The sequence below is a fragment of the Microbacterium umsixpiens genome, from assembly GCF_053543675.1.
Window position 1 is genome coordinate 9753 of the sequence record NZ_JBLVOH010000038.1, and the last position, 12680, is coordinate 22432.

Consider the following 12680-nt stretch of genomic DNA (forward strand, 5'->3'; position numbering starts at 1 on the left):
CATCGCCCGTCCGGGCTCCCAGGCCCAGCGCGACGGCGGCGTTGTCTCCCGCACCGGGGGCGACGCGACGCGACGCAGCGTCCGTCACGGACTCGCGCGGTCCGAGCACTCGCGGCAGGATCACGTCGTGGCCGAGGGCGGCGACGAGCAACTCGCGGTCGTACTCGCCGGTCGCCGGGTTCCAGTAGCCGGTGCCCGAGGCATCCGACCGGTCGGTCACGAGTTCGTCGAGGTCGGGCCGCTCAGGACCGAACCCGCGCAGCCGCCACGTGAGCCAGTCGTGCGGCAGAGCGACGGCGGCGACACGAGCCGCGTTCTCGGGCTCGTGGTCGCGCAGCCAGCGCAGCTTCGTGATCGTGAACGAGGCGACCGGCACGAGTCCGGTGCGATCGGCCAGGGCTGCGGCCCCGAACTCGCCGATCAGGTCTTCCGCCGCCTGCGCGGAGCGAGTGTCGTTCCACAGCAGGGCGTCGCGGATGACGCGTCCCTGGGCATCGAGGGCGACCAGGCCGTGCTGCTGCCCGCCGATCGCCCAGGCCTCGACGTCATCGAGGCCACCGGCATCCGCGATGGCCGCCTGCAACGCGACCCACCACGCCTCGGGATCGACCGACGTGCCATCGGGATGCGGAGCGCGGCCGGAGCGGACGACGGCATCCGTCTCGGAGTCGACGACGACGACCTTGCAGGACTGGGTCGAGGAGTCGACCCCGAGGACGAGTGCCATCGCCGGACTCAGCGCGCGCCGAGCAGGTGCTCGGTGGCGAGCTGCTGCAGGCGCACGAAGCCGAAGCCCTTGCCGCCGAGGTACGCGTTCGCGTCGAAGTCCTCGTAGGCCGAGCGGTCCGCGAGGAAGTCGTCGTACGACTCACCGTCGTTCAGCGTCGGGGTGGAGAGCTCGGCGACCTTCGCGGCGGCCAGGGCCTCCTGCACCTCGGGGTCGGCGCGGAAGGCCGCGGCGCGCTCCTTCAGCAGCAGGTACGTGCGCATGTTCGCCGCGGCCGAGGCCCAGACGCCGGCCTCGTCCTCGGTGCGCGAGGGCTTGTAGTCGAAGTGGCGCGGACCGTCGTAGGCCGGAACCCCGCCGGGGCCGCCGTTCTCGAGCAGGTCGACGAGCGAGAACGCGTTGTGCAGGTCGCCGTGGCCGAACACCAGGTCCTGGTCGTACTTGATGCCGCGCTGACCGTTGAGGTCGATGTGGAAGAGCTTGCCGTGGAACAGCGCCTGCGCGATGCCGGCGGTGAAGTTGAGTCCGGCCATCTGCTCGTGCCCGACCTCGGGGTTCACGCCCACGAGCTCGGGGCGCTCGAGCGAGTCGATGAACGCGATCGCGTGGCCGAGCGTCGGCAGCAGGATGTCGCCGCGGGGCTCGTTGGGCTTCGGCTCGATCGCGAAGCGGATGTCGTAGCCCTTGTCGGTCACGTAGTCGCCGAGCAGGTTCACGGCCTCGCGGTAGCGCTCCAGTGCCGCGCGCACGTCCTTCGCGGAGTCGTACTCCGCCCCCTCGCGGCCGCCCCACATGACGAAGGTCTTGGCGCCGAGCTCGGCACCGAGGTCGAGCTGGCGGAACACCTTGCGCAGCGCGAACCGGCGCACCTGGCGGTCGTTCGAGGTGAAGCCGCCGTCTTTGAAGACCGGGGCACTGAAGAGGTTGGTGGTGACCATCGGAACGATCAGGCCGGTGTCGGCGAGTGCGCCCTTGAGACGGTCGATCTGCGTCTGGCGCTCGGCATCCGTCGATCCGAACGCGAAGAGGTCGTCGTCGTGGAAGGTGAGGCCGTAGGCGCCGAGCTCTGCGAGCTTCTCGACCGCGTGCACGACGTCGAGCGCCGGACGGGTCGGGCCGCCGAACGGGTCGGTGCCGTTGTAGCCGACGGTCCAGAGTCCGAACGAGAACTTGTCGTCGCGGGTGGGGTTGGGCATGATCGCTCCTCTGCGAATGCTGCGGGCGTGCGGGATGCACGGACGCAATAAGTTGTGCTTCACAACATAACCGATGACAGGTGGCATCCGCACCCCTAAAGTGGGAACGTGCCCCCTGAATCCGCTGCCCCGCGCTCCCGCGAAGCGAACCTGGCGTGGATCCTCTCGATCGTCCACCACGACGGCCCCCGTTCCCGCTCGGCGCTGACCGAGGCCACGGGCCTCAACCGCTCGACCATCGCCGCGCTGGTGGCGGAGCTCGTTGCCGCCGGACTCGTCGACGAGCGGCCGCCGGAATCCTCGGCGCGAGCCGGTCGCCCCTCTCCGGTGGTCGCACCTTCGGCTGACGTCGTCGCGATCAGCGTGCACCCCGAGGTCGACGCGGTCGAGATCGCCGCCGTCGCCCTCGACCGCAGCATCCGCGTCCGCGAGCGCATCGTCAACACCGGTCAGCCGACCACGGCCGATGTCGCCGCTCTCGTCGCCGAGCGCATCGAGAGCTGGCGGACGGATGCTCTCGCCGACTGCGCCGTGATCGGTATCGGCGTCGCCGTGCCGGGGCTCGTGCGCTCGGCCGACGGCGTGGTGCGCAACGCCCCGCACCTCGGCTGGACCGACGAGCCGCTGGCCGCCCTGATCCACGAGGCGACCGGCATCCGCACCGCCGTCGACAACGACGCGACCCTCGGTGCGCTGGCCGAACACCTCTTCGGCGCCGGCCGCGGTATCGACGAACTCGTCTACCTCAACGGCGGCGCCTCCGGCATCGGTGGGGGGCTCGTGATCCACGGTCTGGCCGCCACCGGCGCGAGCGGCTACGCGGGGGAGTTCGGGCACAACCGGCCCGGCATCGACGGTGCCGACCGTCGCACCGACGACGGCGTGCTCGAAGACGAGGTGAATCGCCGGCACCTCCTCGACCTGCTCGGGCTCGACGACGCCGACGACGACGAGCTCGCCGCAGCCCTCGCCGCCACGGAGGCGCCCGAGGTGCACGCGGAACTCGTGCGGCAGGCCAAGATCCTCGGAAGTGCGCTGGCGAACGCGGTCAACGTGCTCAATCCGGCTCTCGTGATCCTCGGTGGCTTCCTGGCGCTCGTCGACGAGGGGGCGCACGACCTGCTGGTCGACGAGGTCTCGCGGTTGGCGATGCCCGAGAGTGCTGCCGCGGTCGAGATCCGCGCCGCCGAACTCGGCTCCGATCGGCTGCTCGTCGGTGCAGCCGAGCTGGCGTTCCGCCCGCTGTGGGGGAGCACCAGGGCCTTCGACGCGACCCGCTGAGCGCCGGATCCGCCGGCCGGAATACTCCCGGTCCTCCCGCCGCGGCCGAACACTACGCTGAGTCTCGTGACGAACTCGCGCGACATGGTCCACATCCCCGGCGGCACGTTCCTGATGGGGTCGGACGACTTCTATCCGGACGAACGGCCGGCGCACGAGCGCGAGGTCGAGTCGTTCTTCATCGACCGCTACCAGGTGACGAACGCGCAATACGCCGAGTTCGTCGACGCCACCGGATACGTGACCGTCGCCGAACGAGAGCTCGATCCCGCCGCGTTCCCCGGAGCCGATCCCGCCGACCTCGTTCCCGGGGCGATGGTCTTCACTCCGACCGCCGGTCCGACGAATCTGGGTGACTGGCGCAACTGGTGGCGCTGGCAGCCCGGGGCGTTCTGGCGCAAGCCGTTCGGCCCTGACTCGTCGATCGATGACCGGCTGCAGCATCCGGTCGTCCACATCGCGTTCGAGGATGCCGTGGCCTACGCCGACTGGGTGGGGATGCGGCTGCCCACCGAGGCCGAACACGAATACGCGGCGCGGGGAGGACTCGAGGGTGCGGCCTTCGCCTGGGGCGACGAGGCGTACCCCGACGGGGTCGCACAGGCGAACTCGTGGCTCGGACGCTTCCCGTACGACAATCAGGGCGTCGGCGGTACGGCGCCCGTCGGCTCGTACCCGCCCAACGGTTACGGCCTCTACGACATGATCGCGAACGTCTGGGAGTGGACGACCGACTTCTACACTCCGCGCCACCTCCGCCTCTCGGACACCCCGGTCGATGCCGGTAAGCGCACGAACCTGCTCGCCGCCGCCAGCGCGCAGGAGGGTTTCCCCGACATCCCGCGCCGTGTGCTCAAGGGTGGATCGCACCTCTGCTCCCCGGACTACTGCCTGCGCTTCCGGCCCGCCGCGCGCTCGCCGCAGGCCGAGGACACCGGGATGTCGCACATCGGATTCCGGCTCACCCGCTCCGTGTGAGGGCCCCTGGGCACAGGCCCGGAATACTGCTTTGCTTCGACCGAGGGCACGTGCCCACCTCACCGGTCGAAGCTAGGAGTCACTCATGGCCGAGAAGCCCAACATCCTCATCATCTGGGGCGATGACATCGGCATCAGCAACCTCAGCACCTATTCCGACGGTCTCATGGGCTATCGGACGCCGAACATCGACCGCATCGCCGACGAGGGCGTGAAGTTCACCGACTACTACGGCGAGCAGAGCTGCACCGCGGGGCGGGCGGCCTTCATCACGGGGCAGAACCCCTACCGCACCGGTTTGACGAAGGTGGGGATGCCGGGGGCCCCGCTGGGTCTCCAGCCCGAGGACCCCACCATCGCCGATGCGCTCAAGCACCACGGCTACGCCACCGGACAGTTCGGCAAGAACCACCTCGGCGACCGGGACGAGCATCTGCCGACCGCCCATGGTTTCGACGAGTTCTTCGGCAACCTCTATCACCTCAATGCCGAGGAGGAACCGGAGCACCCGGACTACCCGACGGATGAGGAGTACCCCGGGTTCAGTGAGAAGTTCCGGCCGCGCGGGGTGCTGCACTCCTGGGCGAACGGTGACGGCACGCAGCGCATCGAAGACACCGGTCCGCTGACGAAGAAGCGCATGGAGACGGTCGACGAGGAGTTCCGCGACGCGGCCGCCGACTTCATCCGCACGCAGGCGGCCGACGACACCCCGTTCTTCGTCTGGTTCAACTCCACTCACATGCACTTCCGCACGCACACCAAGGAAGAGAGCAAGGGGCGAGCGGGGCGCTGGCAGTCGAATTACCACGACACGATGCTCGATCACGACGATGTCGTGGGCAGTCTGCTCGACCTGCTCGACGAGCTCGGGCTGGCCGAGAACACCATCGTCATGTACTCCACCGACAACGGTCCGCACATGAACAGCTGGCCGGATGCGGGCATGACCCCCTTCCGCAACGAGAAGAACTCCAACTGGGAGGGTGCCTACCGGGTGCCCGCGATGGTCCGCTGGCCCGGGCGCATCCCCGCGGGGACGACGCTCAACGGCATCGTGAGTCACAACGACTGGTTCGTCACGCTGCTCGCGGCTGTCGGTGACGACGACGTGGCCGAGCGGTTGAAGTCCGGGACCGAGTTGCACGGCACCGAGTACAAGGTGCACCTCGACGGCCACAACCAGCTCGACTACATCACGGGTGCGGTCGAGCACAGTCCGCGCCGACACTTCTTCTACGTCTCGGACGACGGCGACCTCACCGCGCTGCGCTTCGAGAACTGGAAGCTCGTGTTCCTCGAGCAGCGCGCCGCGGGAACCCTGCTGGTGTGGCAGGAGCCGTACATCGAGCTGCGCTTCCCGAAGCTGTTCAACCTGCGCACCGATCCGTTCGAGCGGGCGGACATCACGTCGAACACGTATTGGGACTGGGTGATCGACCGTATCTTCCTGTTCGTGCCGGCCCAGGCGTACGTCGCCCGCATGCTGCAGTCGCTCGCCGAGTTCCCGGCACGGCAGGAGTCGGCGTCGTTCACGATCAACCAGGTGATGAAGAAGCTGAACACCACCGCCGGCAACTCCTGACCGACGCGCCGTGGGCCCGTTGCGCGTGCGGCGGGCTCACGGTCGCTGGCTCAGCCGCGAGGCGGGCCGGACGACTGGCGGAGCCGGCGGGATCAGACTTGCGTGCCGTGATCGTCAGGTCGATTGATGGCGAGGCGTCGTATCTCGTCGGTCGTCCAGCCGGCGGCATCGAACATGTCAGGTTCCGTGACGATCTTGTCGAACATCGAGATCAGGGGCCCAAGGTCCCGCTCATCGGACCCGATGCGCGCGGCGAGGTGGTTCTCTTCGCCGTGGACCGGGCGCCAGTCGAGTTGCCAGCCGGCTTCGAGCGCAACGCGATTCCAGAAGATGCGCTGGGTTCGTCCATTCCCCTCGCGGAAGGGGTGGATGTAGTTGATCTTCTCGTAGTGGTAGGCGAGCCGCTCGACGAAAGAGTCGCGAGGCAGGTCGGCCAGGAACTCATCGGCGGCAAGTTCTGAGAAGCAGATGCTGGACGCACGCTCGATGAACCCGTAGGGGAGGAAGTAGTCGGCGCCCGGGACATTCTTGCGAACATCAACCGTACGGAGATCCCCGGCCCAGTCGTAGAGGTCCTGGAAAAGGTGCCGGTGGATCGCCTGGAGCTCGCGGAGATCGTTCGTCGGGGCGACCGGCGAATCGAGCAGCTGCAGGGCACGGGCGAACGAGAGGTCGGCCTCAGCGGCGGCGAGGGTCTCGACTGTTGCGGCTCCGACGAGGTTCCGGAGCACCTTGCTCTGCGGAATCAAATAGGGGTCGGTGAACTCAGGAGAGTCCATACCGGGCGCGCACCCGATCCACGAGTTCATCCGAGTCGATGGTGCCTGCGACATAGGACTCGGCATCCGCGCGGGTCTCAGGCGTGACCTCCAGGCCCTCGATCTCTGCGCTGTGGATCGTGTCTTCGACCCGACGAGATCGAGCTTGAGTGATCGTCATGTCTGCCTCCCTCCGCCACTTTCAGTCTAAGCGTCGGGTGAGACATCCGCACGGTCGCTGGCTCAGCCGCGGGGCGGGCCGGACGACTGCCGGATGATGAGCTCGTGCGCGGTCTCGATCGTCCGCGCCTCGTCGCTCGCCGGGCGGAGGATGAGCGAGACGGCGTGCTGCCCCATCTCGAACATCGGGATGCGCGCGGTGGTGAGGGCGGGCGCGACATCCGGCGCGACGGAGATGTCGTCGAAGCCGACGACCGACATCTCCGTCGGCACACGGATGCCGTGCTGTCGCAGTTCGCTGAGGATGCCGATGGCCATCGCGTCGTTGAGGCCCACGATGGCGGTGACGTCGCGGTCGAGCAGTTCGCGGGCCCCGGCGATGCCGCCCTCGCGGGTGAACTCGTGCGAGACGATGACGAGCTCCAGGTCCGGGTCGCTCGTCCCCTCTCGCAGCCCGGCGATGCGGTCGGCGACCGTGTTGAGGTCGAGCGGGCCGGCGACGACGCCGATCCGGCGGTGCCCCAGCTCGGCGAGGTGGCGTCCGACCGAGATGCCCGCCCGGTGGTTGTCGGGCAGTACCGCGTCGACCGGAAGGTGGTGGCGGCCGATGACCGCGGCACGGCCTCCGGACAGCGTGAAGTCGAGCAGCGCCTCGGTCATGCCCTGCTCGCGTCCGGGATCGGCGTACCCGGAACCGGCGATGATGATCGAGCCGACGCGCTGGCGCAGCAGGGACTTCACCTGCGCGAGCTCGCTGTCGGGGGTGCGGTCGGCCTGGGCGATCTGCACGGACCGGTTCTCGAGCGTCGCACTGCGGATCACGCCGCTGGCGATGTCGGAGAAGTAGGGGTCGCCGATCTCGTGTACCACGAGGCCGATCGTCGGCACGAGCCCGCCGGCGAGTCCTCGCGCATGCATGTTGGGTTCGTAACCGAGCTGCTTCGCGATGACGCGCACGTGCGCCGCCACTTCGGGAGAGATGCCGGAGCCTCCGGTCATCGCCCGCGACGCGCTCGCCAGGGAGACCCCTGCGGTTTCGGCCACATCGATGAGTCGTGGCGCGCCTTCACGCTTCACGAAACCTCCCCCTTGTGGAGCAAGATCAACGCTGATTGCGAGGTAGGTTGCTCTTCGTTCTTCGGTCCCACTATAGTGGCGGAAGCGCTTACGAAAGCGCTTTCGCTACGATGACGTAGGAGACTCGGATGACTGCACCCAGACACGGTCGACGGATCGCGGCAGCGATCGGAACGCTGTCGATCGCCGCGCTCACGGTTTCGGCCTGCTCGGCCCCCGGCGATCAGGCGGAGGGGGGTGGATCCGACGATCCGATCGTCATCGGCATCTCGCTGCCGCTCACCGGCGACTTCTCCGAACCCGGCAAGGGCGTCGAGCGAGGCTACGAGGCCTGGCGCGACATCGTCAACGAGAACGGCGGCCTCCTCGGACGCCAGGTCGAGCTCAAGATCCTCGACGACCAGTCCAACGCCGACCGCGTGGTCTCGGACTACGAGTCGCTGATCGCACAGGACGGCGTCGACCTCGTGTTCGGCCCGTTCTCCACGCGACTCGTCGTTCCCTCGGCGCGCGTCGCCCAGGAATACGGCATGCTCTTCGTCGAGCCGGCCGGCGCGGCGGAAGAGGTCTTCGAGCAGGGCTTCGACAACCTCTTCTACGCGGCCCCCGCGATCGCGAACGACCACTACAACAACCTCGCGGACTACCTGCTCGCGCTTCCCGAGGAGGAGCGGCCCGAGACGGTCGCCGTCGCCGCGATGGACGACCCCTTCGCGCAGGGCACCGCCTACGGCCTCAGGGACAAGCTCGAAGAAGGCGGGGTCGAGGTCGTCGTGAACGAGGTCTACCCGCCGAACACGACCGACTTCTCCACGATCGCGGCCAAGATCGCGCAGTCGGATGCCGACATGGTGATCGGCGGCACGCAGTATCAGGATGCCGTCAACCTGATCATCGCGCTGCAGCAGCTGAACTATCAGCCAGAGCTCGCGGCGTTCTCGACCGCGCCGACCAACCCGGAGTTCGCGGCTGCCATCGGCGGTGCGACCGAGGGCATCCTCGCTCCCACCGGCTACTCGCCGAAATCGCAGTTCCCCAGCAACATCGAGTTCGTCGAGAAGTACACCGAGATGCACGGCAACCCGCCGTCCGAGGACGAGGCCAACGCCTACACGACCGGTCAGGTCGTCGCCGCTGCGGTCGAGGCCGCGGGCTGCGCCGAGCAGGGCGAGTGCCAGCAGGAGCTCATCGACTGGCTGCGCGACAACTCCGTCGACACCGTCGTCGGCGAGCTCAGCTGGGACGAGACGGGCAAGCCCACCGGCGCGCACCTCATCCAGCAGTGGATCGACGGCGAGATCCTGATCGTCCTCCCGGACGACGTCAAGGAAGCCGACTTCCTCTTCCCGAAGCCGACGTGGTGATCCGCACATCGTGAGTGGAGCACTGCTGCTGCAAAGCCTGATCCTCGGCATCCTGCTGGGAGGGCTCTACGCCCTCCTGGCGGCCGGGCTCACGCTGTACTTCGGAATCATGCGCGTCGTCATGATCGCGCACTCCGCCTTCCTCATCCTGGCCGCGTACCTCGCGTGGTGGTTCAACCGGGAGACCGGCATCGACCCCCTCGTGTCGCTCGTCGTCACGGTGCCCCTGTTCTTCCTGACGGGTGTCGTGATGCAGCGACTGCTCGTCTCGAGGCTCAAGCCCCTGACCCTGACCATGATGTCGGTGCTGCTCACCTTCGCCGTGGCACTGATCATCGAGGGGGCGCTCGGGTTCTTCTTCACCGGCACCCAGCGCCGCATCCCCCTGCCGTACGCGAGTGCGAGCCTCGACTTCTTCGGCGCGCAGGTGCCGGTGGTCAAGCTCATCGCCTTCGGGCTGGCGGCGGTGGCCCTCGCGCTCCTGTTCGTGCTGCTGAAGTACACGAAGTTCGGGCAGGCGCTGCGGGCGACGATCCAGCACCCCGAGGCCGCGCGACTGGTCGGCATCAACACCGACCGGGTCGCCGGCTACGGGTTCGGACTCGGGCTCGCCACGGCGGCGATCGGCGGCACTGCGCTCTCGCTCGACGCCACGATCTACCCGTCGCTGCACTGGCACTGGATCGGACCGCTCATGGCGATCATCGTCGTCGGCGGACTCGGCAGCATCCCGGGTGCCGCCATCGCGGCTCTCGTCCTCGGCGTCGCACAGAGCCTGCTCCAGCTCCCGCTGGGGCCGACCTGGGCACAGACGGTGTTCTACGTCGCCCTGTTCGCCACGCTCATGTTCCGTCCGCAAGGATTCTTCGGAGGTCGTCTTGCCCAGCGTTTCTAGCAGAGAGCCGATCCCCACCGAAACGGTCGTGATCGCTCCTCCCGCCCCCGTGCGGCGCTCGTCGTCGAAGTGGGTGCGGATCGTCCTCCTCGTCGTGGGCGCAGCCCTCGTCCTGTCGTTCCCGACCATCGCCCCGAACCCGTACATCCTGTCGGCGGGCGTCGTCATCCTCAACTACGCCGTGCTGTCGACGGGGTGGAACTTCATGGGCGGGTTCACGGGATACATCTCCCTCGGACACGCCGCCTACTTCGGGCTCGGCGCCTACGGCACCGGACTCCTCATCAAGTACCTGGCGCTGCCCGGCTTCGTCGCCTGGATCCTCGCGGCCGTGCTCGTCTCGATCATCGCGATCCCGATCGGTATCGCCGCCCTCCGGGTGCGCGGAGCCTCGTTCGTGATCGTGTCGATCGCCTTCGTGCTGATCATGCTGCTGGTGTTCCAGAGCTGGCGCGACGTCACCGGCGGCTCCGAAGGACTGAACGTCCCGCGTCCGTTCGACGTGCTGCGTCCCGAGCACCACCGCATCTTCTACTACCTGTTCGCGGGCCTGCTGGCATTCGCGCTCGTGGTGTGGTGGATCATCGACCGGTCCAAGTTCGGCACCGCGCTCAAGTCGGTCCGCGAGGATGAAGACAAGGCGCAGGCCCTCGGCGTGCCCACCACGCGGTACAAGCTGATCGCCTACGTGCTGTCGGCACTCTTCGTGTCGCTGGGCGGCGGACTCTACGCGCTGTGGTTCGGAGACCTGGATCCCATCTTCCAGTTCTCGATCCTCATCGGCTCGTACATGGTGCTGATGGCGCTGCTCGGCGGGGTGCGAAACCTCTTCGGTCCGCTGCTCGGCGCCGTCGTCGTCGGTCTTGCGCTCGAGTACTTCAAGCTCGAGTTCGGCGACACGCAGTTCCACCTCATCGCCACCGGCATCCTGCTCGGCATCGTCGTGCTCTTCATGCCCGACGGCATCATCCCCGCCGTGAAGGGACTGTTCACGCGGTCGTCGAACGCGGCATCGATCCGCGAGTTGACCGCCGGCCAGCTGCTCGAGCAGAACGAGAAGCGGGCGGCGGATGCGTCGGCCCGAACAGCGGATGCCTCGACGAAGGAGACGTCGTCATGAACGCCCCCACGGCACAGCCCACGACGCTCGAGAGCCTGAGCACGATCGAGATGACCAAGTCCTTCGGCGGCGTCACCGCCGTCGACGGTGCGCCGGTCACCTTCCAGGAGGGCAAGGTCAACGGTCTGATCGGGCCGAACGGCTCGGGTAAGACCACCTTCTTCAACTGCGTGACCGGCATGATCAAGCCCGACTCGGGCGAGGTGCGTTACCGGGGGCAGGCGATCACCCGCAAGTCGCCCGACCGCATCGCCCGTGCCGGCATCGGCCGCAGCTTCCAGTTGTGCCGGGTCTTCCCTCGCATGACCGTGATGGAGAACCTGCTCGTGGCGGTGCGCAGCACCAGCATCCGCCAGCAGCTGCGCTCGGCGCACGATCCGGAGGAGCTGGAGCGGGCGCGCGGCTGGCTGCGGCGTGTCGGCATCGACCACCTCGAGCACGCCGAGGCACGCAATCTCAGCTACGGCCAGCAGAAGCTGCTGGAGCTGGCGGGTGTGCTCATGGGCGAGCCCGACACGATCATGCTCGACGAGCCGGCCGGTGGCGTGAACCCCGCTCTCATCGGACGCATCGCCACCCTCGTGCGCGAGCTCAACGAAGAGGGCAAGACGTTCATCATCGTCGAGCACAACATGGAGATGGTCATGAGCCTGTGCGACCACGTCGTGGTGTTCGACCGCGGGCGCCAGATCGCCGAGGGAACGCCTGAGATCATCCAGCAAGACCCGCGAGTCCTGGAGGCCTACCTTGGAGTCTGAAGCGAAGAACCTGCTCGAGCTGCGCGACATCGAGGCCGGCTACGGCCGGGCGGCGCTCGTGCTCCGTGGGCTCACCGTCGAGGTGCCGCCCGGATCGGTCGTCTGCCTCGTCGGGCCCAACGGTGCCGGCAAGTCGACCGTGCTCAAGGTGGCATCCGGCATGCTCAAGCCCCGCTCGGGCAGCATCCGCGTCGATGGTCGTGACATCACCGGCGAGGGACCACAGTCGATGCTGCGGCACGGGCTCGCGCACGTGCTGCAGGGGCACAGTGTGTTCCGGGAGATGACGGTCGGCGAGAACGTGATGCTCGGGGCCTTCACCCTCAAGGATCAGAAGGTCATCCAGGAGCGCGTCGATTTCGTGCAGAACCTCTTCCCCATCGTGGGGGAGCGGTGGAAGCAGCTCGCCGGCCTGCTCTCGGGCGGTCAGCAGAAGCAGGTCGAGTTCGCGCGGTCGCTGATGGTCAGCCCCAAGGTCGTCCTCCTCGATGAGCCGTCGATGGGCCTCGACCCCAAGACGACCGAGAAGGTGTTCGAGCAGATCGTGCGGATGCGCGATGCCGGCACCGCCGTGCTGCTCGTAGAGCAGAACGCGCGGCGGGCGCTCGAGACTGCGGACATCGGGTGTGTGCTCGACCTCGGTCGGGTGCACATCTCGGGCCCGGCATCCGAGCTCCTCGCGGATCCGACCCTCGCCGCGCTGTATCTCGGCGGCAAGCCCACCGTCCCCGACGCGGGATGAACCTCCGGCGGGAGGAGGC

Annotated in this window: 12 protein-coding genes and 1 pseudogene; 8 read left to right on the top strand and 5 right to left on the bottom strand. The window is 68.0% G+C overall.

The genetic code is table 11. The features are described 5' to 3' along the window. Nucleotides 1-727, bottom strand: a pseudogene (locus ACNPM4_RS03905) (FGGY family carbohydrate kinase); the annotation flags it as partial. Nucleotides 728-735: 8 nt separating this feature from the next. Beyond that, nucleotides 736-1923: a xylose isomerase gene (gene xylA, locus ACNPM4_RS03910; protein ID WP_091028667.1), complete on the bottom strand. Its 1188-nt coding sequence runs from the start codon at nt 1921-1923 to the stop codon at nt 736-738. A 108-nt stretch (nt 1924-2031) separates the two neighbouring features. Between xylA and ACNPM4_RS03915 the strand changes: the two genes are divergently transcribed. The 3 genes from ACNPM4_RS03915 to ACNPM4_RS03925 all read left to right on the top strand — a co-directional run bounded on the left by ACNPM4_RS03915 (nt 2032) and on the right by ACNPM4_RS03925 (nt 5767). Next, nucleotides 2032-3204 (top strand): ROK family protein, encoded by a 1173-nt coding sequence (locus tag ACNPM4_RS03915; protein ID WP_448984758.1) that lies wholly within the window; start codon nt 2032-2034, stop codon nt 3202-3204. Between the two features lie 84 nt (nt 3205-3288). Then, complete coding sequence (locus tag ACNPM4_RS03920) at nt 3289-4182, top strand: formylglycine-generating enzyme family protein (protein ID WP_448984786.1); 894 nt, start codon at nt 3289-3291, stop codon at nt 4180-4182. A gap of 85 nt (nt 4183-4267) precedes the next feature. Further along, entirely contained in the window at nt 4268-5767 is a 1500-nt protein-coding gene (locus ACNPM4_RS03925; RefSeq protein ID WP_448984759.1) for an arylsulfatase, read from the top strand. A gap of 92 nt (nt 5768-5859) precedes the next feature. Here ACNPM4_RS03925 and ACNPM4_RS03930 read toward each other — a convergent pair whose 3' ends face one another. The 3 genes from ACNPM4_RS03930 to ACNPM4_RS03940 form a co-directional block, all read right to left on the bottom strand. Beyond that, a complete protein-coding gene (locus tag ACNPM4_RS03930) occupies nt 5860-6546 on the bottom strand; it encodes a Fic/DOC family protein (protein WP_448984760.1) in 687 nt (228 codons plus the stop codon). Further along, entirely contained in the window at nt 6533-6706 is a 174-nt protein-coding gene (locus tag ACNPM4_RS03935; RefSeq protein WP_448984761.1) for an antitoxin VbhA family protein, read from the bottom strand. The genes ACNPM4_RS03930 and ACNPM4_RS03935 overlap by 14 nt, the downstream gene beginning before the upstream one ends. Before the next feature lie 62 nt (nt 6707-6768). After that, a complete protein-coding gene (locus ACNPM4_RS03940) occupies nt 6769-7782 on the bottom strand; it encodes a LacI family DNA-binding transcriptional regulator (RefSeq protein WP_448984762.1) in 1014 nt (337 codons plus the stop codon). Between the two features lie 128 nt (nt 7783-7910). On the opposite strand from ACNPM4_RS03940, the gene ACNPM4_RS03945 reads away from it, so the two are divergent. The 5 genes from ACNPM4_RS03945 to ACNPM4_RS03965 are packed head-to-tail and all read left to right on the top strand — an operon-like array spanning nt 7911 to nt 12661. Then, nucleotides 7911-9146, top strand: coding sequence for an amino acid ABC transporter substrate-binding protein (locus ACNPM4_RS03945; protein WP_197021047.1), 1236 nt, complete (start codon nt 7911-7913; stop codon nt 9144-9146). A gap of 10 nt (nt 9147-9156) precedes the next feature. After that, a complete protein-coding gene (locus tag ACNPM4_RS03950; RefSeq protein WP_029262173.1) occupies nt 9157-10041 on the top strand; it encodes a branched-chain amino acid ABC transporter permease in 885 nt (294 codons plus the stop codon). A 28-nt stretch (nt 10042-10069) separates the two neighbouring features. Further along, nucleotides 10070-11161, top strand: a complete 1092-nt coding sequence (locus tag ACNPM4_RS03955) for a branched-chain amino acid ABC transporter permease (protein WP_231481836.1) — start codon at nt 10070-10072, stop codon at nt 11159-11161. Beyond that, nucleotides 11158-11919 carry an ABC transporter ATP-binding protein gene (locus ACNPM4_RS03960; protein WP_448984763.1) on the top strand — a complete coding sequence of 254 codons (762 nt, stop codon included), beginning with the start codon at nt 11158-11160 and terminating at the stop codon, nt 11917-11919. Before ACNPM4_RS03955 ends, ACNPM4_RS03960 begins: the two co-directional genes overlap by 4 nt. Then, nucleotides 11909-12661, top strand: a complete 753-nt coding sequence (locus tag ACNPM4_RS03965) for an ABC transporter ATP-binding protein (RefSeq protein ID WP_029262176.1) — start codon at nt 11909-11911, stop codon at nt 12659-12661. The genes ACNPM4_RS03960 and ACNPM4_RS03965 overlap by 11 nt, the downstream gene beginning before the upstream one ends. Nucleotides 12662-12680: the final 19 nt, after the last annotated feature.

Bases quoted from the DNA above. Each gene is read 5' to 3' on its own strand.
- ACNPM4_RS03945 (WP_197021047.1), top strand. From the start codon at position 7,911: ATGACTGCACCCAGACACGGTCGACGGATCGCGGCAGCGATCGGAACG.
- ACNPM4_RS03960 (WP_448984763.1), top strand. From the start codon at position 11,158: ATGAACGCCCCCACGGCACAGCCCACGACGCTCGAGAGCCTGAGCACG.
- ACNPM4_RS03935 (WP_448984761.1), bottom strand. From the start codon at position 6,706: ATGACGATCACTCAAGCTCGATCTCGTCGGGTCGAAGACACGATCCAC.
- ACNPM4_RS03925 (WP_448984759.1), top strand. From the start codon at position 4,268: ATGGCCGAGAAGCCCAACATCCTCATCATCTGGGGCGATGACATCGGC.
- xylA (WP_091028667.1), bottom strand. From the start codon at position 1,923: ATGCCCAACCCCACCCGCGACGACAAGTTCTCGTTCGGACTCTGGACC.
- ACNPM4_RS03920 (WP_448984786.1), top strand. From the start codon at position 3,289: ATGGTCCACATCCCCGGCGGCACGTTCCTGATGGGGTCGGACGACTTC.
- ACNPM4_RS03930 (WP_448984760.1), bottom strand. From the start codon at position 6,546: ATGGACTCTCCTGAGTTCACCGACCCCTATTTGATTCCGCAGAGCAAG.